The sequence below is a fragment of the Aureimonas altamirensis genome, from assembly GCF_001463885.1.
Lineage (GTDB): Bacteria > Pseudomonadota > Alphaproteobacteria > Rhizobiales > Rhizobiaceae > Aureimonas > Aureimonas altamirensis.
This window is the reverse complement of record NZ_BBWQ01000001.1, coordinates 136,069-159,272: the sequence shown is the minus strand read 5'-3', so window position 1 is coordinate 159,272 and position 23,204 is coordinate 136,069. Positions and strand designations below refer to the sequence as shown.

At 66.2% G+C, this 23,204-nt stretch carries 24 protein-coding genes and 1 pseudogene; 10 read left to right on the top strand and 15 right to left on the bottom strand.

All coding sequences use genetic code 11. From position 1 onward, the window contains the following. Positions 1–198 precede the first annotated feature (198 nt). Positions 199–1,353, bottom strand: a complete 1,155-nt coding sequence (locus AUL31_RS00770; protein ID WP_060600019.1) for an ATP-binding protein — start codon at positions 1,351–1,353, stop codon at positions 199–201. A 12-nt stretch (positions 1,354–1,365) separates the two neighbouring features. Then, positions 1,366–2,313, bottom strand: a complete 948-nt coding sequence (locus AUL31_RS00765; protein ID WP_060600018.1) for a hypothetical protein — start codon at positions 2,311–2,313, stop codon at positions 1,366–1,368. Positions 2,314–2,510: 197 nt separating this feature from the next. On the opposite strand from AUL31_RS00765, the gene AUL31_RS00760 reads away from it, so the two are divergent. Then, a complete protein-coding gene (locus AUL31_RS00760) occupies positions 2,511–4,373 on the top strand; it encodes a glycoside hydrolase family 15 protein (protein ID WP_060600016.1) in 1,863 nt (620 codons plus the stop codon). Beyond that, the gene (locus tag AUL31_RS00755; RefSeq protein ID WP_073468954.1) at positions 4,360–5,175 is read left to right on the top strand and encodes an SDR family oxidoreductase; all 816 of its coding nucleotides are present in this window, start codon (positions 4,360–4,362) and stop codon (positions 5,173–5,175) included. Before AUL31_RS00760 ends, AUL31_RS00755 begins: the two co-directional genes overlap by 14 nt. Before the next feature lie 36 nt (positions 5,176–5,211). On the opposite strand, the gene AUL31_RS00750 is transcribed toward AUL31_RS00755, so the two are convergent. Continuing rightward, positions 5,212–5,910 carry a DUF1013 domain-containing protein gene (locus tag AUL31_RS00750; protein WP_060600012.1) on the bottom strand — a complete coding sequence of 233 codons (699 nt, stop codon included), beginning with the start codon at positions 5,908–5,910 and terminating at the stop codon, positions 5,212–5,214. 134 nt (positions 5,911–6,044) lie between these two features. Further along, complete coding sequence (locus tag AUL31_RS00745) at positions 6,045–7,055, bottom strand: NAD(P)H-quinone oxidoreductase (RefSeq protein ID WP_060600010.1); 1,011 nt, start codon at positions 7,053–7,055, stop codon at positions 6,045–6,047. Between the two features lie 257 nt (positions 7,056–7,312). Between AUL31_RS00745 and rcdA the strand changes: the two genes are divergently transcribed. Further along, positions 7,313–7,735 (top strand): protease adaptor protein RcdA, encoded by a 423-nt coding sequence (gene rcdA, locus AUL31_RS00740; RefSeq protein WP_244489284.1) that lies wholly within the window; start codon positions 7,313–7,315, stop codon positions 7,733–7,735. A gap of 173 nt (positions 7,736–7,908) precedes the next feature. Here the strand turns inward: rcdA and rpmE are convergent, their stop codons facing one another. Continuing rightward, the gene (gene rpmE / locus AUL31_RS00735) at positions 7,909–8,130 is read right to left on the bottom strand and encodes a 50S ribosomal protein L31 (RefSeq protein WP_060600008.1); all 222 of its coding nucleotides are present in this window, start codon (positions 8,128–8,130) and stop codon (positions 7,909–7,911) included. A gap of 167 nt (positions 8,131–8,297) precedes the next feature. Here rpmE and AUL31_RS00730 point away from each other — a divergent pair, with 167 nt between their 5' ends. Next, positions 8,298–10,103 carry an ABC transporter transmembrane domain-containing protein gene (locus AUL31_RS00730; RefSeq protein ID WP_060600005.1) on the top strand — a complete coding sequence of 602 codons (1,806 nt, stop codon included), beginning with the start codon at positions 8,298–8,300 and terminating at the stop codon, positions 10,101–10,103. Positions 10,104–10,184: 81 nt separating this feature from the next. After that, entirely contained in the window at positions 10,185–10,586 is a 402-nt protein-coding gene (locus AUL31_RS00725) for a hypothetical protein (protein WP_143190089.1), read from the top strand. An 18-nt stretch (positions 10,587–10,604) separates the two neighbouring features. Here AUL31_RS00725 and AUL31_RS00720 read toward each other — a convergent pair. From AUL31_RS00720 to nikR, 7 genes and pseudogenes are all read right to left on the bottom strand, one after another. Continuing rightward, positions 10,605–10,781 (bottom strand): annotated as a pseudogene (locus tag AUL31_RS00720) (plasmid stabilization protein); the annotation flags it as partial. Positions 10,782–10,847: 66 nt separating this feature from the next. Beyond that, positions 10,848–11,603: an ABC transporter permease gene (locus tag AUL31_RS00715; protein ID WP_060600000.1), complete on the bottom strand. Its 756-nt coding sequence runs from the start codon at positions 11,601–11,603 to the stop codon at positions 10,848–10,850. Continuing rightward, entirely contained in the window at positions 11,600–12,538 is a 939-nt protein-coding gene (locus AUL31_RS00710) for an ABC transporter ATP-binding protein (RefSeq protein ID WP_060599998.1), read from the bottom strand. Before AUL31_RS00710 ends, AUL31_RS00715 begins: the two co-directional genes overlap by 4 nt. Beyond that, a complete protein-coding gene (locus tag AUL31_RS00705; protein WP_060600473.1) occupies positions 12,535–13,656 on the bottom strand; it encodes an ABC transporter permease in 1,122 nt (373 codons plus the stop codon). The genes AUL31_RS00710 and AUL31_RS00705 overlap by 4 nt, the downstream gene beginning before the upstream one ends. 60 nt (positions 13,657–13,716) lie before the next feature. Continuing rightward, on the bottom strand, positions 13,717–14,628 hold the full coding sequence (gene osmF, locus AUL31_RS00700) for a glycine betaine ABC transporter substrate-binding protein OsmF (RefSeq protein WP_060599996.1): 912 nt from the start codon (positions 14,626–14,628) through the stop codon (positions 13,717–13,719). Positions 14,629–14,712: 84 nt separating this feature from the next. After that, the gene (locus tag AUL31_RS00695; RefSeq protein ID WP_060599994.1) at positions 14,713–15,198 is read right to left on the bottom strand and encodes an NUDIX hydrolase; all 486 of its coding nucleotides are present in this window, start codon (positions 15,196–15,198) and stop codon (positions 14,713–14,715) included. Further along, complete coding sequence (gene nikR / locus AUL31_RS00690; RefSeq protein ID WP_060599993.1) at positions 15,191–15,616, bottom strand: nickel-responsive transcriptional regulator NikR; 426 nt, start codon at positions 15,614–15,616, stop codon at positions 15,191–15,193. The genes AUL31_RS00695 and nikR overlap by 8 nt, the downstream gene beginning before the upstream one ends. A 100-nt stretch (positions 15,617–15,716) precedes the next feature. On the opposite strand from nikR, the gene AUL31_RS00685 reads away from it, so the two are divergent. Genes AUL31_RS00685 through AUL31_RS00665 form a run of 5 tightly spaced genes read left to right on the top strand, consistent with a single transcriptional unit; the run spans position 15,717 to position 20,430 of the window. Next, complete coding sequence (locus AUL31_RS00685) at positions 15,717–17,285, top strand: ABC transporter substrate-binding protein (protein WP_060599991.1); 1,569 nt, start codon at positions 15,717–15,719, stop codon at positions 17,283–17,285. Next, the gene (locus tag AUL31_RS00680; RefSeq protein ID WP_060600471.1) at positions 17,276–18,268 is read left to right on the top strand and encodes an ABC transporter permease; all 993 of its coding nucleotides are present in this window, start codon (positions 17,276–17,278) and stop codon (positions 18,266–18,268) included. The genes AUL31_RS00685 and AUL31_RS00680 overlap by 10 nt, the downstream gene beginning before the upstream one ends. After that, a complete protein-coding gene (locus AUL31_RS00675) occupies positions 18,265–19,071 on the top strand; it encodes an ABC transporter permease (RefSeq protein ID WP_060599989.1) in 807 nt (268 codons plus the stop codon). Before AUL31_RS00680 ends, AUL31_RS00675 begins: the two co-directional genes overlap by 4 nt. Continuing rightward, positions 19,068–19,832: an ATP-binding cassette domain-containing protein gene (locus tag AUL31_RS00670; protein ID WP_060599987.1), complete on the top strand. Its 765-nt coding sequence runs from the start codon at positions 19,068–19,070 to the stop codon at positions 19,830–19,832. The genes AUL31_RS00675 and AUL31_RS00670 overlap by 4 nt, the downstream gene beginning before the upstream one ends. Next, on the top strand, positions 19,825–20,430 hold the full coding sequence (locus AUL31_RS00665) for an ABC transporter ATP-binding protein (protein WP_060599985.1): 606 nt from the start codon (positions 19,825–19,827) through the stop codon (positions 20,428–20,430). The genes AUL31_RS00670 and AUL31_RS00665 overlap by 8 nt, the downstream gene beginning before the upstream one ends. On the opposite strand, the gene AUL31_RS00660 is transcribed toward AUL31_RS00665, so the two are convergent. The 3 genes from AUL31_RS00660 to AUL31_RS00650 are packed head-to-tail and all read right to left on the bottom strand — an operon-like array spanning position 20,414 to position 22,976. Then, positions 20,414–21,046, bottom strand: coding sequence for a response regulator transcription factor (locus AUL31_RS00660; RefSeq protein WP_060599983.1), 633 nt, complete (start codon positions 21,044–21,046; stop codon positions 20,414–20,416). The two genes, AUL31_RS00665 and AUL31_RS00660, sit on opposite strands and share 17 nt — an antisense overlap. Continuing rightward, positions 21,043–22,491: a HAMP domain-containing sensor histidine kinase gene (locus AUL31_RS00655; RefSeq protein ID WP_060599981.1), complete on the bottom strand. Its 1,449-nt coding sequence runs from the start codon at positions 22,489–22,491 to the stop codon at positions 21,043–21,045. The genes AUL31_RS00660 and AUL31_RS00655 overlap by 4 nt, the downstream gene beginning before the upstream one ends. Further along, entirely contained in the window at positions 22,488–22,976 is a 489-nt protein-coding gene (locus AUL31_RS00650; RefSeq protein WP_060599979.1) for a hypothetical protein, read from the bottom strand. The genes AUL31_RS00655 and AUL31_RS00650 overlap by 4 nt, the downstream gene beginning before the upstream one ends. Positions 22,977–23,204 lie beyond the last annotated feature (228 nt).

The following is a 23,204-nucleotide window of genomic DNA, read 5'->3' as shown; positions in this document are numbered from 1 at the left end:
GAGGCTCGCTAGGGTCTTGGTCGTCACGGGTTCTACTCCTTCGGGAGTTGTCTTTGGAATTTGCCTCGACCCGCGCAGTGCTGTCGCGCCGCCGTCTTCGGGTCGGCTAACCCTCTACCGGTTTGCCGCGAATGATATATGACGGCTGGGTTTCCAATTTATGACAGCGCAATATACTGAACTATAACGATTTTTACGTTATGTGCGATTCTTCGTCATGCTCGGGAAGCGCATTGCGAAGGTGGAACCCTCGCCAGGGCGCGACTGAATCAGCAGTCGCGTGTTGTGGCGCTGCAGGATATTGCGCACGATCGACAGACCAAGACCCGTCCCATCCGCCTTCGCGGCCTTCCCCTCTTCGACGCGGTAGAAGCGTTCCGTCAGGCGCGGAACATGCTCGGCGGGGATGCCCCGCCCGAAATCCTGCACGAAGGCTTCCACGGTCGACTGCATCTTCGGCACGGGACGTATCCCGAGGATGATGCGTTCGCCGCCGCCGGCATATTTGATGGCGTTTTCGACGAGGTTCGAGAAGACCTGCGCCAGTTCGTCATGGCTGCCGTTCACCTCGACGGCGGTGTCCGGCACGTCGAGTTCCAGTGTCAGGCCGGCCGCGCGGGCACGTGCCTCGAGCGCATCCCGAACCTCCTGCAACATGCGGCACAGATCGACGCGCTCCGCCGGGCCGAGCGCGGGCCGCGTCTCGATCCGCGACAGGGACAGAAGGTCGTCGATCAGCCGGGACATGCGGCCGGCCTGCTCCCGCATGATGGCCAGGAAGCGCTCGCGGGCGGCGGTGTCGTTGCGCGCCGGGCCCTGAAGCGTTTCGATGAAGCCGATCAGGGATGCCAGCGGCGTGCGCAACTCATGGCTGGCATTGGCCACGAAGTCGGTGCGCATCCGCTCTATCTGACGCTCGGCGGTGCGGTCCTGCATGGTGAACAGCAAAAGCTCCGGCGCGCCATCGGACGTCTTGCGGATGCCCACGATCTCCACCCCGAAGGAGCGTGCGCGCGGCGCCCTCTCGGCCAGTTCCACCCGCTTCGGAGTGCCGGTTTCCAGCACCGACTGCGCGGCCGACAGAAGTTCCGGAGCCCGGAACCGGATGGACAGGGGGTCGCCGACCGCCATGGGCCCAAAGGTCGCCTGGGTCGTCGAATTGCAGAACCGTATGACGAGCGCCTTGTCCACCAGCAGGGCCGGTTCCTGCATGGCCTCCAGAACGGCCTTCATCCCTGCGTCCGGCCACTGGGCCTGCGCGCGCGGCTTGCCCGGACCGCCGTGCCCTTCCGCACCGAGGCGCGAGGCCAGGCGGGCCGTGGCGCGGGACAGGAAGGAGCGGTCGTCCGCCATGAAAAGCCGGCCTTATCCGATAACGCGCATCCGCACGGCGAAGAGATCGAGGTCGGAGCCTTCGCCGCCGACACCCGGGGCAATGGCCAGCGTGGCCGGGCTGGCGGCATCGCCAGGCACGGCGATATCGAAGACGAAGGCCTCTTCCTGCATGCTGGTCACGAATCGCTGCCGGTCGCAGATGCTGTTGCTGGCGAAGAGGCAGCGCACGCTGAACTCCCGCGCGCGGGAATCGGGCGAGCCGGCCGTCAGCTCCACCCGCACGGTTGATCCGGCGATCTCGCCGACGAGCCCTGGCCCGACGGCCAGCATCACTTCGCTGGTCTGGCCGCTGGGAGATTGCATGCGCACCGCCTCGCGCCCATTGGCGGTGATGGCCTCGACGCGGCCGCCCTCGGGCGTCGACAGCGTCTCGATATTGGCGCCGGAGAAGACATTGATCCACGAGATGTTCGTCGGCGACGCGGCCTCGCCGGTCTGGGCCGCATTGCCGCCGTCGCCCGCCGGGACGGTTTCGCCGGACTGGAAGATCGTGCTGAGGACATAGAGCGCGATGACGAGGAAAAGCGCGACGCCGATGCCGATGAGGGTCGGCATCGATACAAGGCCGCGCCGGGGCGGATGCCTGTCCAGGCTGGACTCGTAATCGGCATGCTGGTCCGACGGCCGGTGGCCGGCGTCTTCATCGGCGAAGTCGATATCGTGGGCGTCATGCGCCGGGGCAGAGCCGTCGGCCTGTCCGGCCGGCAGGGCGCCGGCCTCGAAATCGTCCTCGATGCGCGAGATCGCTTCGGCCAGCGCAAGACGGCGCTCCTGCGCCTCGTTTCCCGGCACGGCCTTCTCGGCCAGCATCTTTTCGAGGGCGCGCTCGGATGCCTGATAGATGGAAAGCCTGTACTCGGGGTCGGCTGCGTCGCCAAGGTTCAGCGCGCGCCGCAGGCTTTCTTCCAATGCACTCATTACACCTCCGCTCGGGCTTGCAGCCCAGCGCATCATGCACCACCGGCATGACACGAACCTTGTGTCTCATAGCCGACACCGGCTTGCCAAGTCGGAACTGCCCACGGCGAAGAAGCTTTATTAGGGTGCAATGCGTGGGTCATCCGCGCGCCCGTCCTTCCGCACCGTCCCGTCCAGTCCGCGAGGCACTCCGCATCATGAACGCAGCATCCAGCGCCACCGTGCCCAACCGCATCGCAGACCATGGGATAATCGGCGATATGCGGACGGCGGCGCTGGTGGCGGTCGACGGCACCATCGACTATTTCTGCCATCCGGATCTGGACTCGCCCAGCCTGTTCTGCAGCCTTCTGCATCCGGGCGCCGGCTTCTTCAGCCTTTGCGTGGACAATGATGGGTTCGATACCCGGCAGATCTACCTGCCCGACACCAACATCCTCCTGACCCGCTTTCTGGATGACGGGGCCATCGGCGAAGTGTCGGACTTCATGCCGACCGATGGTTCGGGCCGTATCGTGCGCCGTGCGAAGGCCGTGATCGGCAAGGTCACCTTCGCGCTCAGGATCGTACCCCGCCCGGATTACGGACGGATCGTGCCGGCGCTGGAACCCATCGAGGGCGGATTTTCGGTTTCGTGGACACAGGACGGCAAGGACCACCAACTCTATTTCTACAGCGACCGTCCGATGACGATCGAAGACGACGGCGCAACCGGCCGATGGACCCTTCAAGAAGGCGAAACGGTTCACGTCGTCTTCTGCCCCGGCCGGGCCGACATGCCGAAGATCGACAAGGTCTATGTGCGCGAGGCCTTCCAGCAGACCAGCGAGTACTGGCACAAATGGGTTGGGCAGGGCAGCTACCCCGGCAACTGGCGCGAGCTCGTGGTGCGCTCGGCCCTGACACTGAAGCTTCTGACCTCGCAGAAGCACGGGTCCATCGCAGCGGCCGCCACCTTCGGCCTGCCGGAGGTTCTGGGCGGGGAACGCAACTGGGATTACCGCTACTGCTGGGTCCGCGATTCGGCCTTTACGCTCTATGCCTTTTCGCGCCTGAACTATTACGACGAGGCGGAGGCCTTCACCCATTTTCTGCTGGAGCGGATGATGGAACAGCCGGAAGACGGCGGGCCGGGCCTGCAGATCATGTATGCGATGGACGGCAACGACCATCTGCACGAAACCACCCTCGACCATATGGACGGCTTCGAGAACTCGCGCCCGGTCCGGATCGGCAACGAGGCGTATACCCAGCGGCAGATGGACATTTTCGGCGAGTTTATGGACGCCGTCTACATTTCCACCAAGGCGCGCGGCAAGCCCACCACCAGTGCCTGGAAGAAGATGCGCCGCATGCTGGACTGGGTCGCGGCCAACTGGCACCTGCCGGACAAGGGTATCTGGGAAAGCCGCGGGGAAGACGAAGACTATCTCTCGTCTCGCCTGATGTGCTGGGTTGCGCTGGACCGCGGCCTGCGCATCGCCATGCGGCAGTCGCTTCCGTGCGACATGGAGACGTGGCGCAAGGCGCGCGACACCATCCAGGAAACCATCCTGGAAGAGTTCTGGAACCCGGATATCGGCGCCTTTACCCAGGTCAAGGGCGGTGTCGCGCTGGATGCGGTGGTGCTGTTGATGCCGCTCGTACGCTTTATCAATCCGCGCGATCCGATGTGGGTGTCGACGCTCAAGGCGGTGCAGGAAAACCTTGTCCATGACTGCCTCGTCCACCGCTACAACAACGACGAGGCCAGCGATGACGGCCTTGAGGGACGCGAAGGCTCATTCACCATATGCTCCTTCTGGTATGTCGAGGCCCTGGCACGCACCGGCCATGTCGCGGAAGCGCGCCTGATGTTCGAGAAGCTGCACTCCTACGCCAACCATCTCGGCCTTTATGCCGAGGAGCTCTCTTCCTCGGGCGACCATCTCGGCAATTTCCCGCAGGGGCTGACGCATCTGTCGCTGATCTCGGCGGCCATCTGGCTGGATCGCGCTTTGGGTGACGGCAGCGGCGGCGAGCATAGGCACATTTTGGAGGATCCGGATGGCATATCCTGACTTGCACATGTTGAAGGGGCAATCCGCCCTCGTCACCGGTGCTTCGTCCGGCATCGGGCGCGCCGTCGCACTTGCGCTGGCCGAGGCCGGCGCACACGTGGCGGTCAACTATCATGGGTCGCAGGAAGGCGCGGAACAGACGGTGGCGATGGTTCAGGCGATCGGCGGCAAGGCTGTCGCCATAAAGGCCGACGTCGCCTCCGAAAGCGATGTGAAGGCGATGTTCGATACGGCGGAGCAGGCGTTTGGGCCGCTGGATATCGTGATATCCAATGCCGGGCGTCAGAAGGACGCCGCCATCGGCGACATGACCCTGGACGACTGGAACGCGGTCATCTCCACCAATCTGACGGGCGCATTCCTTGTCGGGCGGGAAGCGATCCTGCGCTTTCGCAGGAAGGGAATGAGGCCCAATGTCAGCCGGGCACTCGGCAAGCTGATCTTCAACTCATCGGTACACGAGCGGATTCCCTGGGCCTTCCGCGTCAATTACGCGGCATCCAAGGGCGGCCTCAAGCTCTTGATGGAATCGCTTGCCCAGGAAGTTTCGCAGGAGCGGATTCGCGTCAATGCCGTCGCGCCCGGTGCCATCGCCACCGAAATCAACAAGGCCGAGCGTGAAAAGGACGGTGGGGAACAGGCGATGCTGGAGCTGATCCCCTACAAGCGGATCGGCGATCCGGAAGATGTCGGACGCACCACTGCATGGCTTGCGTCCGACGCTTCGGATTATGTCGTGGGCCAGACGCTGTTCATCGATGGCGGCATGACCCTGTATCCCGAGTTCCGGGGCAACGGCTGATCGGCCGGCCCCGTCACCCGTTTGCGGCAGGACAGCTCAGTAGCTGTCTTCCTCTTCGTCTTCCTTCGGCGCATTGCGCATCGAGCTGAGCTTGGCGAAGACGGCAGCGGCGTCCAGCTCTTCGCTGTCGGCGCCCGAACGGCCATCCTGATAATCCTGCGTCTGGGCGGCAGCCAGCAGACGCTCTTCCTCGTCCTGCTCGGGGCGGGGCAGCCCGCGCGATGCCTTCTCCACCTCGAGGTCCAGGTCGATCTGCGAGCAGAGGCCCAGCGTCACGGGGTCCATCGGCTGCAAATTGGCCGAGTTCCAGTGGGTCCGCTCGCGGATCTGCTCGATCGTGTGCTTGGTGGTGCCGACCAGGCGGGAAATCTGCGCGTCCTTCAATTCCGCATGGTTGCGCACCAGCCATAGAATGGCATTGGGCCGGTCCTGCCGCTTGGAAACCGGCGTGTAGCGCGGCCCCTTCTTCTTGGCTTCCGGCACACGCACCTTCGGGGGCGCCAGCTTCAGGCGGTAATTCTCGTCATCTTCGGCGCGCTTGATCTCCTCGCGGGTCAGCTGGCCGGTGATGATGGGGTCCATGCCCTTGATGCCTTGCGCCGACTCGCCATCCGCGATCGCCTTGATCTCGAGCGGATGCATCTTGCAGAATTCGGCGATTTGGTCGAACGACAGGGCGGTGTTGTCCACCAGCCAGACTGCGGTCGCCTTCGGCATCAGAAGCTGCTGGGCCATGGGATAAAGGTCTCCTGTTCGCCCGCTCGGTCGAGCGGGCCGTGGTCAAGCGCCACATGTAGGGAAATTCGGGCGTAGTATAAGCATGCGGTTGCCGCTCCGCAAGGAAGCGTCGGCGAATTCCGCAGCAACGCTTAACGATCGGCGTGCCGCGCCGTGGTCAGCACGATCTTGCCGAAATGGTCGGCGTCGATGGCCCGGTGCGCGTCCGCCGCCTGTTCCAGCGGGAAGGTCCGGTCGATGATGGGGCGCACCCTTCCCTCCTCCACCAGCGGCCAGACATGCGTTTCGATCGCCTGGGCGATACCGGCCTTGAAGGCTGCGTCCCTTGCTCGCAGCGTCGATCCCGTAACCGTGATGCGCCGTGCCATCAGAAGCGCGATGTCGAGTTCGGCTTTCTGGCCGCGCAGGAAGGCGATCTGGACGATCCGCGCATCGGCGGCGGCAGCTTTCAGGTTCCGTGCCAGATAATCGCCGCCCACCATATCCAGGATGACGTCGGCCCCGCGCCCGCCGGTTGCTTCGCGCACGACCTCGACAAAATCCTGCGTGTGGTAGTCCACCGCCCTGTCGGCGCCAAGCTCCACCAGCCGCGCACATTTTTCGGCGCTACCGGCCGTTGCCACCACGCGCGCGTTGCGGGCGCGGGCCAACTGGATGGCCGTCGTGCCGATGCCGGAAGAGCCTCCATGCACGAGCAGGGTTTCCCCCGCCATAAGGCCGCCGCGCTCGATGACATTGTGCCACACGGTGAAGAAGGTTTCCGGCATGGCCGCCGCCTCGACCATCGAAACGCCGGCCGGCACAGGCAGGACGGAGCCTGCCGGCGCCACGGCAAATTCGGCATAGCCGCCCCCCGGCAGAAGCGCCATGACCGGTTCGCCCTCGGCGAAGCGGTCGACGCCCTCGCCGAGTTCCGCGACAAGGCCGGCCACTTCCAGGCCCGGCCAAGCGGGTGCGCCGCTGGGCGGCGGATAGGCCCCCATGCGCTGCAAGACATCCGGCCGGTTCACCCCGGCAGCGTGAACCTCGATGAGGACTTCGCCGGGGCCGGGCCGTGGCCGCTCAACCTTGGCCGGCTTCAGAACCTCGGGCCCACCGAACCCATCCAGTACGACCGCCGTCATCTCTGCCACGAGTGCCATCTTCCCCTCTTGTCCGCAGAAGCTTAACGTGAATTAACCAAGGACATAGTCCATCCTTGCCTTATGGACAGCATCGCCGCACTTTCCGTGCCAGGTCGATGGCGATTCCGCCAGGCGGCTGCAACTTTCAACACGAGTTTGCCGTTTTCGACACCATGAACACTGGCTTCCACGACGACCGTTCTGTCCAAGGCCCGATCCGGCTTGCGGAGCGGCATGCCTGCGGTCAATCTTTCCAGAGCCTTTTCCGCGAAGGCATGGCTCTCGTGGACGAAACGGCCACCTATCTGGATGGAGAGGGCCGCCGCGACAGCGAGAAGCTGAATCGCTCGGGCGCCACGCTCTATGCCGCGGAATCGATGCGGCTTACGACGCGGTTGATGCATCTGGCCTCGTGGCTGCTTTTGCAGCGCGCGGCGATCCAGGGCGAGATGTCGGCAGAGCAGGTCGCGGCAGAAAAGGCCAAGGTGCGGCTGGACGGGACGTCCGCGGCGCAGGATTCGGCAAACTTCGCGGAACTGCCGGAGCCCTTCCTGCATCTGGTGCGCCGCACCGACCGGCTCGAAGACAGGGTCCGCCAGCTCGACGCCGGCCTGACCGGGCACGCGCAGCAGCGCGAGGCGCCCCGTAACGCCGTGGCCGAGCAGATCAACCTGTTGAAGACCGCGTTCTCCTTCTAGATCGCCTGCCTTCCCTGACCATTCATCGCCGACGATGATTCGATCCGGCGCCCGTACCCTTGCGAAAACGCGTTGCGACGCCTGCCCCGACAATTCCTGCCCATACACGCAAAAGGCCCCGTCGACGGAGTGACGGGGCCTTTTGACGAAATGGATGCAGGTAGTGCGGAGGCTTAGATGCCCAGGCCTTCGTAGCGCTTCTTGAAGCGCGACACGCGGCCGCCGCGGTCCATAAGCTGCTGATTGCCGCCCGTCCAGGCCGGATGGCTGGTCGGGTCGATGTCGAGGTTGAGCTTGTCGCCCTCGCGGCCATAGGTGGAGCGCGTCTGGTACTCGGTACCATTGGTCATCACCACGGTAATGGTGTGGTAATCGGGATGAATCTTGGCTTTCATGCTTCCTGATCCTTTAGGCGTCGGCAGTGCGTCATGACCTGGTGCCACCCGGTGGCGGCAAAAGGCCGGCTCCCGAAGAACCATTGCGCAAATGCTTCCAAATTCGAGGGTGAGCCTATACATCAGCGGCCCATGGGGCACAAGGGTCTGATACAGGAGAGTTGAGCTTGGCTGAAACGTCCGTGGCGCCGGGAGGGGCGAAACGTCGAAACCTGCGCCCGTTGCGCAAGCTGTTGCCCTATCTTGCCGCCAATCGCGGCCTGGTCGCGGGCGCAGTCTTCTTCCTGGCCCTCGCCTCGCTGACCACCCTGTCCCTGCCACTGGCCGTGCGCCGTGTCATCGACCTCGGCTTCGATACGCCGGACACCCGCTTCGTCGATACCTATTTCGCCATGCTCGTCGTGCTGGCCGGGCTGTTGGCCGTGGCCAGCGCCGGCCGCTATTACTTCGTCGTCACGCTGGGCGAGCGCGTCGTCGCCAGCCTGCGCAAGGACGTCTTCGCGCAGGTGACCCGGCTCTCGCAGGATTTCTACGACAGGACGATGTCCGGCGAAATCGTCTCGCGACTCACCGCCGATACGACGCAGGTCAAATCCGCCGTCGGCTCGACGGCGTCGCTGGCCTTGCGCAACGCCATTCTGGTCACCGGCTCGCTGGCGATGATGGTGTTCACCGCGCCGGCGCTTTCCTTCATCGTCATCGCGGTCATCCCGGTCATCGTGGTGCCGCTGATCGCCATCGGCCGCCAGGTTCGACGCAAGTCCCGGGCGGCGCAGGATACGCTGGCCCATGCCAGCGCCTATGCCACCGAAGCGATCGGTGCGATGCGCACGGTGCAGGCCTTCACCGCCGAGGATATGGCGACGAGCCGCTATACGCAGGCGGTGGACGATGCATTCGAAGCCGCGCGCGGCACCATCAAGGCGCGGGCCTTCCTGACGGCCTTTGCCATCTTCCTCGTCTTCTCGTCCATCGTGGCGGTGCTCTGGATCGGCTCGCAGCAGGTGATCACCGGAGAGATGACCGCCGGCACGCTCGGCCAGTTCATTCTGTACGCCGTCTTCGCCGCCAGCGCGCTCGGGCAGTTGTCGGAAGTCTGGGGCGATCTCGCGCTGGCCGCAGGCGCAACGGAGCGCCTGACCGAATTGCTGGTCGAGGAGCCGTCGGTGCCGGAAGCCGTTCCGGCGCTGCCCATGCCGCAACCGGCGCGCGGCGCCATCGCCTTCCACGATGTCAGCTTCGCCTACCCGGCGGGCGGCATGCCGGCCGTCTCGGGCCTTTCCTTCACGATCCGGCCGGGCGAAACGGTGGCCATCGTCGGGCCTTCCGGTGCCGGCAAATCCACCGTCTTTTCGCTCATCGAACGGTTTTACGACCCGACATCCGGCCATATCGAGATGGATGGAAGCGATATCAGGACGGTAAGCAAAAACGCGCTCAGAAGCCGGATCGCGCTGGTGCCGCAGGATGTCGCCGCCTTTGCCGCAAGCATCGCCGACAACATCGCCTTCGGCCGCGCGGATGCGACGCGCGACGAGATCGAGTCGGCGGCGCGTTCGGCCATGGCGGAAGGCTTCATCCGCGATTTGCCGGAGGGCTACGATACCAAGGTGGGAGAGCGCGGCGTGACGCTGTCCGGCGGCCAGCGGCAGCGGCTGGCCATCGCCCGCGCAATCCTGCGCGATGCGCCCGTGCTGCTTCTGGACGAGGCGACGTCCGCGCTGGACTCGCAAAGCGAGCGGGCCGTACAGGAGGGGCTGGAAACGTTGATGCGGGGTCGCACCACGCTTGTCATCGCACATCGGCTGGCAACCGTCCTGAAGGCGGATCGCATCCTGGTCATGTCCGGCGGCCGCATCATCGAGGAAGGCACCCATGCCAGCCTGTCCGCTTCGGGTGGCCTCTATTCGGAGCTTGCACGCATGCAGTTCCGCGATGCTGCAGAGCGGCCGTTGCGCGGGGCGGCCGAGTAACGAACCTGATTATCGAGGCTCTGCCGTCTGAATGCCGCAGTCTTGGATAGTATGCCCGTCGGATACGAACGACAGGGTGACATGGCGGTTTCGACCAAGCCTCTCCAATTCTGCTTGCTAATGGCTTTGCTGGCGCTGACCGCGCCGGCGCGCGCCGACGACTCGATGGCCATCGCACGGTGCGAGGCGGGCGTGGTCGCCGCAATCCAGAACCCGGCCAGCTACCGCCGTGGCGCGGTGGAAAGCAAGCGCGAACCCGGTTCGGACAATTACGTGATGGTGGTCAATTTCGAGGCCGCCAACATCTATGGCGAGCCCATCGCGGCCAAGGCCTACTGCTTCTTCCGCCAGATGCCGCCTTCCCCGCGCGAGAAAGAGAATTGCCCGGAATGCCAGGTTTATGTCCTGGACGGGCTCAGCATCGCTGGCGCCTTCCGGCCCGGCGACACCGAAGAACCCAGGATCGTGTCCGGCGGATCGTAACGTTCGTCAGGGCGCCCTCTTGCCCCTGCCTGAGCCGCCGGGCTTGTTTCCGCCCCCGTCCTGCTTGTTGACGGTCGCCCAGGCGCGGCGCTCCGCTTCCTTTTCCGACAGGCCCTTGTCTTCATAGCCCTCGGCGATGTGTTCCGCCTTGCGCTCCTGCTTGTCGGTATATTTGGACTTGTCGCCCTGTGGCATCGCAACCTCCCGAGCCGATGGCCTGTCTTACATCAACGAGAGCCCATGGCAGGTCGTTCCCGCCGGTCAGCCCTGCCGCCCTGCCTGGCCCATGCGGCGGGCGACCAGGCGTTCGGCTGCCGATAAAAGATCCGACAGAAGCACCGCAAGCACGGCGACGATCAGCCCGCCCTGCACGATATAGGCAAGGTTGTTGGACAAAAGCCCGGCAATGATGACCTCGCCCAGCGTGCGCGCCGCCACGGTGGAGCCGATGGTGGCGGTGGCCAGCCCGATGATGACCGACAGCCGGATGCCCGCCAGGATGACAGGCAGCGCAAGCGGCAGTTCCACCCGCCATAGCCGCTGCCAGTTGGTCATGCCCGTGCCGCGTGCCGCTTCCACCACGGCGGGCGGCAAGCCGGTCAGGCCTGTCATCGCATTCTCGAAGATCGGCAGCAGTCCATAGAGAAACAGCGCGATCAGCGTCGGCGCCTCGCCGAAGCCCACCGCCGGCACAGCCAGCGCCAGCACGGCAACGGGTGGAAAGGTCTGGCCGATGTTCACCACGCTGCGCGACAGCGGCAGGAAATCCCGGCCACCCGGCCGGGTCACCAGGACAGCCAGCGACAGGGCAACCAGCGTTGCCGCAAGGGTGGCGATGGCGACGGTGCGCAGATGCAGCAAGGTGAGCTGCATGAGGCTGCCCTGCGCGTAGATCGCCGGGGCTCCGTTCTGCGTCAGCGGCCGCAGCAGCGGTGCGAACATGTCCGGCCGCAGCAGGAAGGCCAGAAGCAATCCCAGCAGGCAGACACGCCAGAGAAGGGAGGCCAACCGCCTCATGCCGGACGCGCCGCCTCCGCGATCAGCCGCGCGCGCCGGATGATGCCCAGCGTCGCGCCCGCGCTGTCGGCCACCGGCGCAACGTCGCGGCCCGACCACAGAAGTTCGGCCAGCGCATCCCTGCGGCTGGCGTCGCGCGCAATGGGCGCGCCGCTGGCTTCTCCCTGCTCGACAAGGTCGCCGACGCCGCTGAGCGACAGATATCGGAAGGGCCTGTCGCCGGTGCCGATGAGCCGGTCGACGAACATGTTGGCCGGCCTGGACAGGATTTCCTTGGGTGACGCGTACTGCACCACCTTGCCGCCATCCATCACGGCGATCCTGTCGCCGAGGTGGATCGCCTCCTCCATGTCGTGGGTCACGAAAACGATCGTGGTTCCAAAGCGTTTCTGGATGGCCAGAAGGTCGGCCTGGGCCTTCGTGCGGATGATCGGATCGAGCGCGCCGAAGGGCTCGTCCATCAGCAGGATGTTGGGTTCCGCCGCCAGCGCCCGCGCCACGCCGACGCGCTGCTGCTGCCCGCCGGACAGCTCATGCGGGTAGCGGCCGGCAAAATCGGAAGGGTCGAGCTGAAACAGCTCCAGGAGTTCGGAAACACGCGCCGCGATGCGCTCTTTGTCCCAGCCGATCAGATTGGGCACCGTCGCGATGTTTTCGCCGACCGTGCGGTGCGGGAACAGGCCATGGTTCTGGATCACATAGCCGATGCGACGCCGCAGTTCGTGCGGCGGCAGAGAGCGGTTATTCTCTCCGTCGATCAGCACCGCCCCGTCCGTCGGCTCCGTCATGCGGTTGATCATCCGCATCAAGGTGGTCTTGCCGGAACCGGATGTGCCCACGATGGCCGTCACGCTGCGCGGCTGCATGGTGAATGAGACGTCGTCCACCACGGCGACGTCGCCATAGCGCTTGGTGAGGTTGCGAAGCTCGATCATGCCCGTGTTCCCGATCTTCGGTGGCTGGATGCCTCCACGGCGGCATCCAGGATGATGGCGGAGCTGAAGGCCATGACGACGGTGGGCAGGGCACCCAGCAGGACCAGATCCATGGCGGTCTGGCCGATGCCCTGGAAGACGAAGACGCCAAGCCCGCCGCCGCCGATCAGGGCTGCGATGGTGGCCAGGCCGATATTCTGCACCAGTACGATCCGGATGCCCGTCAGGATCACGGGAAAGGCCAACGGCAGCTCCACGCCGAACAGGCGTTGCCGGTCCGTCATCCCCACGCCGCGGGCGGCATCGTCGGCGTCGGCCGGTATGCTGGCAAGGCCCACCACGGTATTGGCGACGACGGGCAGCAGCGAATACAGGAACAGGGCTACGAAGGCCGGCGCCACGCCGATGCCCCGGATGCCGATGGCGTGCGCCAACGGCACGTTGGCCGCCAGCCAGCCCAGCGGCGCGATCAGAAGGCCGAACAGCGCTATGGACGGAATGGTCTGCACGATATTCAGGCCGTTCAAGATCGGCGCACGGATGGCGCCGATACGATGGCAGACGATACCAAGCGGAATGCCGACGACGACGGAGGCGACGAGCGAGCCAAGCGCCAGCACGAGGTGACGCCCGACCTCACGCCAGAACGAGTCGGCACGGCTGCCATATTCGCGCATCAGGGACAGCCCGTCCCACCGCCCGGACCAGAGCACCAGCGCCAGCACGCCGAGCGCGCCGACAAGGATCAACACGCGGACCAGCGGTGGCGGCTTCAGGCGCGCCAGCGCGTCGGTGGCCAGCAGGGCGTAGGCGAACAGCAGGACCCAGAACCCTGAGGCAGGCGACACGCGTGCGAACGTATTTTCCGGCGGTGTCAGATGGCCAGGCACCATGCCGATGGCAAGGATAAGCGCAAGAAGCGCGATCAGGCTGCCCGCCAGCTTCGGAACCGGCCCGGTGCGCAGCAGCGCCAGCGCGCCGACGCCCACAAGGATGGCCATCGTCACGGTTGCCGGCGCCGGCGGCAGGGCGTCGAGCAGCGTGCGGCCTTCGCCGGCAACGATGCGGTTGGCCCGGAAGGTGGCGAACGGCAGCGTCAGCAGCGCCGCCGATGCCATGGCGGCGATGACGAGACCCAGCTTGTCGAGCCTGCGCACCGAGGGCCCTGCCCCGTCCGCTTACTTCAGCAGGCCCTTGGACGTCAGATACTCTTGCGCAACGGCGCGTGCGGGTTCGCCGCCAAGCTGGACGCGGCCATTCAGCTCCTGCAGCGTCGTCAGATCGAGGCTGGCGAAGATCGGCTGCAGGATTTCGGCGATATTCGGATGCTCCTGCAGCACGGCCTCGCGGACGATCGGCGCCGGCTGGTAGACGGGCTGCACGGCCTTGTCGTCTTCCATCACCTTCAGGCCCGACGCGGCGATACCGCCATCGGTACCGTAGACCATGGCCGCATTGACCCCGTTTGTGCCCTGCGCGGCGGCGGCGATGGTGGCGGCCGTATCGCCGCCCGACAGGGTCAGTAGCTGATCGGGGGTCAGGGTGAAGCCGTAGGTCGTCTGGAAGGCCGGCAGGGCGGCCGCCGAATTGACGAACTCGGACGATGCCGCAAGCTTGACGTCGCCGCCGCCGGCAACCCATGCGCCGAACTCGGTCAGCGTGTTCAGGGAATTCTCTTCGGCCACCGGGCCCGCCACGGCGATGCCCCAGGTGTTGTTGGCCGGCGACGGGGCCAGCCAGACGATCTTGTTGGCATCGTAGTCGAGCTGCTTGGCAGCCTCATAGGCCTTCGTGGCGTCCTTCCACGTATCGGCCTCGCCTTCCTTGTTGAAGAAGAAGGCGGCGTTGCCGGTATATTCCGGATAGATGTCGACCTCGCCGGCGATGATCGCCTGCCGCACCACCGGCGTTCCGCCGAGCTGGATGCGATCCGTCGTCTCGATGCCGGCATTCTGCAACGCCAGCAGGATCATGTTGCCGAGCACGCCGCCTTCGGTATCGATCTTGGACGATACGACCACGGGTGCGGCAAGGGCCGGGCCGGCCGCTGCGCTTGCGGCCAACGCCGCTGCGAAAAGAATGGAACGCATGTTTCTTAAAAACCCCTTGCGGCTTGCCTTTCCGGAAAACTAGGTCCGAGGCCGCGATAGGGAATGGCTGTTGCGCTTCAGCGCTCAGGCAGGTTCGGGAAAATTCTCGCGGATCTGGCGCGCAACGGCTTCATCCGCGTCCAGCCGCTGCAGCAAGCTCTGAAGTTCCGGCTCCAGCACCATCAGCGCCGCCTGTGACGGTGTCACCCAAACCTGCCTGCGCTGCCCCTTTTCCTTCCAGGTCGGACGCCGCCCTGCAACGATGAGCAGGTAGACGTCGACGACGGCGAAGGCGAAGGCGCGCTTGCCGCGCTTCCAGTACTGGAAACTGTCATAGGGCTTCTTGATCGTCTTGCCGACGATGCCTGCTTCCTCGATCGCCTCGATGGCGGCGGCGCGCGCCGGTGTCTTGCCCTTCATCAGATTGCCCTTGGGCAGCACCCAGCGCCGCGTCTCCCGGGACGTGATCAAAAGGACGAGCAGATTGCCGTCTTCATCTACCCGTACCGGTAGCGCCGCAACCTGACGCTTCTCTCCCTTGCGCTCGCGGCGAGCCTTCTTGTCACCCATCGCTGCCGTCCTTCCCGGCCTCGACCGGAATGATCATCAGCTCGCCATGGCGCACGCTGCGCTCGGCGATGACATGGTCCGCAAAGTGGCGCACGGCCTGCGCCTCGCCCCGCAAGACCGACAGTTCCATGCAGGTATCGTGGTCCAGATGCACATGCATGGACGCAACCGACAGCTCATGGTGGTCGTGATAGGCATTGGTGAGCCGGCGTGACAGCTCGCGCGCATTGTGATCGTAGACGTAGACGAGGGCGCCCATGCAAAGGCCGGTTTCCGGGCCCTCCACCTTGGCGTCGCGCAGCCCGGCGCGCACCAGATCGCGCACCGCCTCGGACCGGTTCTGGTAGTTCCGCTCTTCCATGATGCGGTCCAGCTCGACCATCAGGTCGTCGTCCAGGGTCACCGTAACGCGCTGCATGTCCACTCCCTGCGCATTCGCGCGTATGATGTTTTTACATAGACCTCATACACACCCGATTCTATTATCCCGGCGATTCGCCCGGTTCGGAGTATGGTGCATGCGTATTGCCGCTTTTGTGGGGTTGGTTGCAATCTGTTGCGGGGTCCTTGCCGCCCCGGCGGGCGCCGCGCCACGCGAGGATCTCGTTCTTGCCATCGGCGGCGAGCCGGAAACCGGCTTCGATCCGGTGCTCGGGTGGGGTGCGTACGGGCACCCGCTGTTCCAGTCCACCTTGCTTGCCCGCGATGCCGGGCTTGCCAGCCAGCCCGATCTGGCAACGCGCTGGTCCTTGTCCGACGACCGTTTGACATGGACGGTCACGATCCGGACGGACGCCCGCTTCTCGGACGATACGCCGCTGACTGCTGAGGACGTCGCCTTTACCTTCAACACGGCGCGGGATGCCGCCGGCGCCCTCGACCTGTCCGTGCTGGAAGCGGCAACTGCGGTGGATGCCGAAACGGTCACCTTCCGCCTGCGCGAGCCGGCCATCGCCTTCACCGAGTTCTTCCACACGATCGGCATCGTACCGGCCGCATCCTACGGTCCGGGCTATGCGCGCCAACCCGTCGGATCGGGCCCGTACAAACTGGTGTCGTGGAGCGAGGGCGAGCAGCTCATCGTCGAGCGGAACCCGCTTTATTACGGCCCGGCGCCGGCCTTCCGCCAACTGACCTTCCTGTTTACCGGCGAGGACGGCGCGCTCGCCGCCACCCGTGCGGGGGCGGTGGATATGGCGTCCGTGCCCGGCATGCTCGCCGGCATCGTGCCGGAGGGTTTCCGCCGCCAGGAAGTCCGCTCGGTAGACAACCGCGGCATCAGCCTGCCGATGCAGGCGCCCGGCAAGACCACGCCGGACGGCCTTCCCATCGGCAATGCGGTGACGGCGGATGACGCCATCCGCCACGCGATCGACATGGGCATCGACAGGCAGGTTCTGGTGGAGGTTGCGCTGGGCGGTTTCGGCAGCCCGGCAACCGGCCCCGCCGACGGACTGCCCTGGGGCAATGCCGACGAAACGGTCGCCTACGATGCGCAGGCCGCCGCGCGGCTGCTGGATGAGGCCGGCTGGCAGCCCGGCACGGACGGCATACGGGTCAAGGACGGCCTGCGCGCCAGCGTCCCCCTGTACTATCCCGCCAGCGACAGCACCCGGCAGATCCTGTCTGAAACGGTGGCCACCCTGCTCCGCCCGCTCGGCATCGAGATGCGTCCGCAGGGCGCGCCCTGGTCGGCGATCCGCCGCGTCATGCATTCGGAGCCGGTGATGTTCGGCTTCGGCAGCCATTCGCCCTTCGAAGTCTACAGCCTCTACCACTCCTCGCTGGCCGGGCGCGGCTACATGAACCCCACCTTCTACGCCAACGCCACCGTCGACGGGCATCTCGATGCGGCGCAGGCCGCCCCCAGCATGGAAGCATCCTATCCGCATTGGCGTGCCGCCGCATTCGACGGCGTCACCGGCTATGGCTCGCGCGGCGATGCCGCCTATGCCTGGCTGGTCAACCTTACCCATGTCTACCTTGTCGGCGCATGCCTCGACCTCGGCGAAACGCAGATCGAGCCGCATGGTCATGGCTGGCCGATCACGGCCGGCATCGCCGGGTGGCGCTGGACGTGCGACTGATAGCACCGCTGATCTCGGCGCTCGCAAGGCTGGCGGCCCTTCTGGCCTTCGTGGCCCTTTGCGCCTTCCTGCTGGTCAAGCTGTCGCCCATCGACCCGGTGGATGCCTATCTTGGCCCCGCCATCGGCCGCGTCGGCGAGGCGCAGCGCGCCGCCATCGCCGCGGCATGGGGGCTGGACCGCCCCTGGCCCGCACAGTTTCTTCTGTGGCTGGGCAACCTCCTGTCGGGCGATGCCGGCTACAGCCTGTCCTATAATGCGCCGGTTGCGGAGGTTATCGCCGCCCGGGCCGGGCCCAGCCTTGCGCTTGCCGGCACAAGCTGGTTTTTGTCCAGCCTCGTCGGCTTCGTGCTCGGTATCCTGGCCGGTGTCTACGAGAATACGCCCCTGGACCGCTTCGTGCGCGGCTGGAGTTTCGTGCTGGCGTCGACGCCCACCTTCTGGCTGGCGATCCTGATGTTGACCGTCTTTTCGGTCGGCCTCGGCTGGGCGCCCCTGTGTTGCGCAGGCCCCATCGGCGTGCGTCCGCAGGATGTGTCCCTGATGCAGACCCTGTCCCATCTGGCGCTGCCGCTCGTGACGCTCACCCTGTTCGGCGTCGCGCAGATCGCCCTTCATACGCGCGCCAAGGCCATCGTCATCATGCGGTCCGATCATGTCCGCTTCGCCCTGGCTCAGGGCGCGGGGCGGGCCGATATCGCAATGCGCCACGTGGCCCGCAACGCGGCCCTGCCCGGGATCGCGCTGATGCTGGCGTCCATCGGGGAATTGTTTGGCGGCGCGATGCTGGCCGAGCAGGTCTTCGCCTATCCCGGCCTTGGCCGGGCGGCGGTGGATGCCGGGCTGCAGGGCGACGTGCCGTTGCTGCTGGCGATCACGCTTCTGACCGCGCTTGTCGTCGGCCTGGGCGGCATGGCCGCGCGGCTGGTGGCCAAGGCGGTGGACCCGCGCCTTCGCGATGCGGATCTGGCCGTGGTTCCATGAGCGGATCCGGGATCATCCGTTACTGGCCGCTCTACGCGCTCGTGCTGGCCGTCGCCGCCCTTGCGGCGTTCGGCGGGGCCGGCCCGGCGCCCGATTTCGCGCAGCGTCTGATGCCGCCCTCCATGCACGCGCCCTTCGGCACCGATGCGCTCGGCCGCGACATGGTGGCGCGCAGCCTGGCCGGCCTTTCGCTCAGCCTGCGCATCGGGCTTGCCGCGTCGCTCGCCTCCACGGCCATCGCCCTCTGCCTGACCATGGTGGCAAGCCTGCACAAGGCCGCGGGCGGGCTCGTTTCCTTCGTTACCGACGCGGTGCTGAGCCTTCCGCACCTGGTGCTGCTGGTGCTGATCGCCTTTGCATTGGGCGGTGGCGCGGACGCCGTCGTCGCTGCCGTGGCCCTGTCCCATTGGCCGAGGCTGACCCGGCTTCTGCGCCTGGAACTGGAGCAGGTCTTGGCATCCGACTTCGTCGCCGCATCCAGAGCTTTCGGCCGGTCGCCGCTCCATGTGGCGACGCGGCATGTCCTGCCGCATCTGTTGCCGCAGCTCTTGGTGGGCGCCGTGCTGATGTTGCCGCATGCCATCCTGCACGAGGCCGCCCTCACCTTTCTCGGCTTCGGCCTGGAGCCGACGCGCCCGGCCATCGGCATCCTCCTGTCCGAGGCGATGCGCACCTTAAGCGCCGGCTATTGGTGGCTCGGTCTGTTTCCGGGCCTCGTGCTGGTTGCCACGGTGCTGCTTGTGGAGAGCATCGGCGCCCATCTGCAGCGACAGCTTACCCCCTTGCCGGAGGCTGCCCGATGATAGAGGCGCAGGAACTGGCAATCCACATGGACGGACGCCCTCTCGTTTCCGGCCTCTCCTTTACCGTCGAACGAGGACAGATCGTGGCGCTGGCGGGAGAGTCCGGCATCGGCAAATCGCTGATCGCCGCCGCGCTCGTCGGCATGCTGCCGGGCGGCGCGCAACGCAGCGGGACGCTGGTCCTCGATGGGGAGGCGATGACCGACGCCCGCCTGCGCGCCATCCGCGGACGGCGCATCGCCCTTGCACCGCAACCTTTGTCCAGCCTGGACCCGTCCGCCTGCATCGGCGACCAGTTCCGTTGGGCGGCGCGGCGCGCCGGCCTGGCGGGGATGGCCCGCAAGGCGGCCGGTGCCGCGTCGCTCGCGCGCCTGGGCCTGGCCGAAGAAACCTGCGATCTCTACCCGCACCATCTGTCCGGCGGCATGGCGCGGCGGATCATTCTAGGCATCGCCACGGTCGGCCGTCCACAAGTGCTGATCGTGGACGAGCCCACCAGTGGCCTCGACGGGGCCAGCATCGGCCATGTCGCCGGCGACCTGCGGCGTCTTGCATCGGAGGGATGCGCGCTCATCGTCATCACCCACGATCTCGTCTTCGCAAGCGGCGTCGCCGACGCGATCGCCGTCCTGTCGCCCGGCGGGTTCGCCGCGCCGATGCCGGCCTCGGCCTTTACGGCCGATGGTGCGGAGATACCCGATGCGCACGCGCGCCGCCTTTGGCGCGCAACCCCGGCAAACGGGATGACCATCGATGCTTGAGGCGCACTCCATAACGGCCTCGCGCGGGGGCAGGACGCTTTTCGAGGGTATCGACCTTACCGTGCGGCCGGGCGAGATCGTCGGCCTTGCCGGTCCGTCCGGCTGTGGCAAATCCACCCTGGGGCGCATTCTTGCCGGCTTGCTGCGCCCGGTCGGCGGCGCCGTCCATATCGATGGCCGCCCCTCGCCCGTGCGGGGCCTGCGCCCCATCCAGTATGTGGCGCAGCATGCCTTCGGTGCGGTCAACCCGGCCTGGCGCATCCAGCGCATCCTGACCGAGGCGCACCAGCCATCCCGGGACATGCTATGCCGCTTCCGGGTCGATCCGGCCTGGGCCGGCCGGTATCCGCAATCGCTGTCCGGCGGAGAATTGCAGCGCGTGGTGCTGGTGCGCGCCCTGGCGCCGCAAATCCGCTTTCTGGTGCTGGACGAGGCGACCGCCTCGCTGGACCCGGTCACGCAGGCAGAGGTGTGGCGCGGTTTGCAATCCCTGTGCGCCGAGCGGGGAACGGGCATAGTGGCCATCAGCCATGACGAAGCGCTTCTGGCGCATGTCGCGGCGCATACGGTGCGCCTGCCGCTCAAGCCCGTCCGGTAATGCGCACCGCCTTGGCGACCAGATCGGGCAGCGTCTTGGCGGCCAGCTTGACCTTGAGCGACGAGCAGGCGTTGGCCACGGTCTTGTAGCTGATGCTCAGCCCTTCCGCGATTTCGGCGTAGGACCGGCCCGCCGCCAGAAGACCCAGGATCTCCAGTTCGCGGTCGGTCAGCCTGTCGCGGTCGGACCCGCCGGACGGCCGGTTCAGGAAGGCCACGCGCGCGGCCATGTCCGGGGGCAGATAGGGCTTCCCCTGCCGCACCGTGTCGAAGGCCTCGCCGATCGTATCGGGGCTGGCGTCCTTCTGCACATAGCCCGTCGCACCGAGGGCCAGCGCACGCCGGACGATGACGGGGTCGTCATGCATGGAGAAGATCAGGATGGGCGTGCGCCCGTCGCGGGAGCGGAACCGCTTGATGAAGGCGAAGCCGCCGAACATGTTGGGCCCGAAGGAAAGGTCGAGCAGGATCACGTCCGGGTTCAAACGCCGATAGGCGCGGAACCCCTCCAGCGGCGACAGGGCACCGAACACTTCGCTGGCGCCATAATCGCTGATGGTCTGCCGGCATCCCTGGAAGACGACGGGATGATCGTCGATGACAAGCGCGCGCGTCATGGCCGTGCACCCTCGGCCGCGCCGTTGCCGGCCGCGCGCACCGGAATGGCGATCCGGCAGGTCGTCCGTCCCCCCGCCACGCCCGGCGCCGTCGCGAAGCCGCCCAAGGCTTCGACCCGTTCCGCAATTCCGATCAATCCGTAACCCTCCCTGTTCGATGCCACGGGCATCGTCCCGTCATTGGCGACGGTCGCTTCCAGCACCGCATCGCAGGACGCGTTGCCCGGACGCAGCGCGATCGACACGTCTACGTGCCGGGCCTTGCCGTGCTTGAGTGCGTTGAGAACGCTTTCCTGCACGAAACGATAGACGGTCAGGTCCACCACCTCGCCGAATGTGGCGTCCGCCGTTTCCGTGCGACACGCAAATTGCGTGTCGGGCGACGACCGGCGAAACGACTCCACCGCGCCCTCCACCGTATCGCGCAGAGGCACGCCACCCACCGACATCGGCCGCAAGCCCGCCAAAAGCCGCCGCGTTGCCGATTGCAGCGTCGCGACCTCGTCTTCCAGCATGTGAAGCGGCGTTTCCAGCCCGTCGCCGCCGTCGGCGCGGGCAGCCTTGCGCTTCAGCATGGCCACGGCGGCCCGCAGGCTGAAGAGGTGCGGCCCGAGCTCGTCATGGAGATCGTTGGCCAGGGCCCGCCGTTCGGCCTCGTGGGCGTCCAGAAGTCGGCGGGCCAGATTGCGGTTGAGGCGCTTTTCCTCGCAAAGGTGGCTCGCAAGATCGTTGAAGCCGCCGGTGACACGGCCGAACTCGGCAAAGTCGGCGTCGTCCAGCCGCGTCTCCAGCGCCCCTTCGCGCAGGCGGTCCAACGCGTCCTCGATGCGCCGCAGCCGCGCGAACACGAGGTTGACCAGCAGCATCGACAGAAGCGAAAGGATGGCGCCATAGAGGATGGTGACGGGCAGGATGAAGCTGAAATCCTGCCACACCTCCGCAATCTCGTCGGCATCGTTTGCCGCCAGCATCAGGGTGGCGGTCGATCCGTCGTCCAGCGTCAGGGTGAACAGGCTGTCGATCGGCTCGTTCTCGATCAACGCCGTAAACCAGCGGGGCGCCTCCTCTTCGTCGTCGTCGCCCGTGGCGGCGTCGTCGTCCGGCCCCGCCAGCGGATGCGACAGCGCGGCGCTGACATGGCGCATCTCGCTCAGTTCGGCCACCAGCCGGCGATATGCCTCCAGTGTCCCGGCCGGGCCGATGGAGGCGATGCGTGCTTCGGCGAAGCGCTCCGCAATGGCGAAGGAGGCCGAAACCTCGGCGCGTGTCGCCAGCCGCGCGTTGACCACCATGCCGAAGGCCAAAAGCAGCCACAAGACGGCGCTCAGCCCCACGACGCCCAGCATGATACGGCTGCGCAACTGCGGCAGGCGCCGCCCGGCGGCCTGCGTCCCGGCCGATATCGCGGGCGAAAGGCTCAGGCCGTTTCCGTCGCGCACGGTCATTGCGCCACCCCGCCCGGCCCGGTGCGCCGCAGCTCCGCCACGGCCGAGCCATGGTCGACGCCCTGACGTCTCAGGTTCAGATAATGATGAAGCAAGGTCGCGAAGGACAAATGGTCGCCTCGGGGTGCGAGCGCCAGGAAATCGTTCAGGAGGTCGTCCATCCCGTGCGCCTCGCCCATGGCCTGCAATGTGTCCTGCGCCTGAACGAGGCGATTGGCGATCATGCGCGGCGATTCGGTGAAGCGGCTTGCGGCATGGGTCAGCAGCGCGTCGTAATCGCGGACGCGGGCGTCCTGCGGGCCGACCTCATGTCCGGTTTCCAGCATGGCCAGCCATTCGCCGGCGGGCCTGTCGGCGCCATAGGCCTGCCAATGGGCCTCAGCCTGCCGCTGCACAGGAACCGTTTCCGCCACTGGTGGCTCGTCACAGGCGGCAAGTCCGCCCGATATCAGTGCCAGCATGGCGCGGGAGACGCCATGGCTCATCCGCACACTCCGTACCTGGGTGCCCACCCTTCGCCAAGCATTTGCCGCGACAATCTTACGCGCTGCACGCAAGGCGGGTAAACCCTTCCCACCGGATGGGGCCGCCTTCCCGCCATGATCGGGAATATTTCCCGATGACTTCATCCATCCCGGCCGGGAAGTATTTCCCGACCCGTCTGCACAAATAGCCTAGAGACGTTCCCTGGTGCCTGTGTAACTCTTTCGTTC